Genomic DNA, 1,329 nt, shown 5'->3' on the forward strand with positions numbered 1-1,329 from the left:
ATGGCCGGTGCTAGCCACCGCGTCGTAACCGAAACATCACGCATTGCCATGCCAGAGCAAACCATAGGTTTATACCCTGATGTAGGCGGCAGTTACTTTTTACATAAAATGCCACAAAGTGTGGGGCTATTTTTAGGGTTAACGTCGGCATCAATTAACTGCGACGACGCGCGTTTTGTATCGCTTGCCGATCACTTTATCGACAGCACTAAATATGATGTCATGCTTGCGCAAATTTTAGCAGCTAAATGGGGCAAAACCGCAAGCTTAAATCATGAGCGTTTAACTAAGTTATTAACCGATTTAGACAACCAATCTGCGCGTATGCCAAAAGGCAATATAAAAGCTAATTTAAAAACAATTCAAAAATTGGGTGAATTTACAACCTTGCAGGAGCAAGTTGATTATATTTTAAGGCTAGCTACTGACGATAAATGGCTACAACGCGCCCAAAAGTCACTAAAACACGGATGCCCACTAAGCTGCGCACTCGTTAGTGAACAATTAAAAACAAGTAAAGGCAAAAGCTTATTAACGTGTTTTAAAATGGAGCTGGGTATGTCAGTGCGCGCTGGCGAAGTAGGTGAGTTTCAAGAAGGCGTAAGAGCGTTATTAATAGATAAAGACGGCGCGCCTAATTGGCAGTACAAAACACTTAGTGATGTCCCACAAACAATAATCGACAGCTTTTTTGCTAATCGCTTTGGCGAAAACCACCCACTCAATGGCTTAGACACGCCAACACACAAATAAAGGAAAGACGATGACTAAACTCAATATCGGTTTTATCGGCTTAGGCAATATGGGCGGCCCAATGGCGGCTAACTTAATTAAAGCTGGGCATACTGTTAGCGTGTTCGATTTAAACCAGTCGGTCGTAAATGAACTTGCAAGCAAAGGTGCAAAAGCCGCAGTTGATGCAAAGCAGTGCGCAACAAATGCTGACATACTTATTAGTATGTTACCTGCAGGCAAACATGTTAAATCGCTGTATTTGGGTAATAACGACGACAGCGGTTTAATTAATGTGCTGAGCAAAAATACATTAGTAATTGATTGCTCAACAATTGATGCAGAATCAGCACGCACTGTAGGCAGTGCACTTGGCAAACAAGGCATAAGCTTTGTAGATGCACCGGTATCGGGCGGCGTTGCAGGCGCAACTGCAGGTACACTTACTTTTATTGTAGGCGGCGAAAAAGCAGCGTTTGATAAAGCACATACAGTGCTGAGTGATATGGGTAAAAACATATTTCATGCAGGCGATATTGGCGCAGGGCAAGTAGCAAAAATATGTAATAACATGCTACTCAGTATTTTAATGGCAGG

At 42.7% G+C, this 1,329-nt stretch carries 2 protein-coding genes; both read left to right on the top strand.

Features of this window, described 5'->3' with window-relative positions:
• Nucleotides 1-753: enoyl-CoA hydratase/isomerase family protein (locus L652_RS0103285; protein WP_024603283.1), on the top strand; the 753-nt coding region annotated here is incomplete at its 5' end.
• Between the two features lie 10 nt (nt 754-763).
• Nucleotides 764-1,329: NAD(P)-binding domain-containing protein (locus L652_RS0103290; RefSeq protein ID WP_024603284.1), on the top strand; the 566-nt coding region annotated here is incomplete at its 3' end.

This window comes from Pseudoalteromonas sp. TB25 (assembly GCF_000497995.1).
GTDB lineage: Bacteria > Pseudomonadota > Gammaproteobacteria > Enterobacterales > Alteromonadaceae > Pseudoalteromonas > Pseudoalteromonas distincta.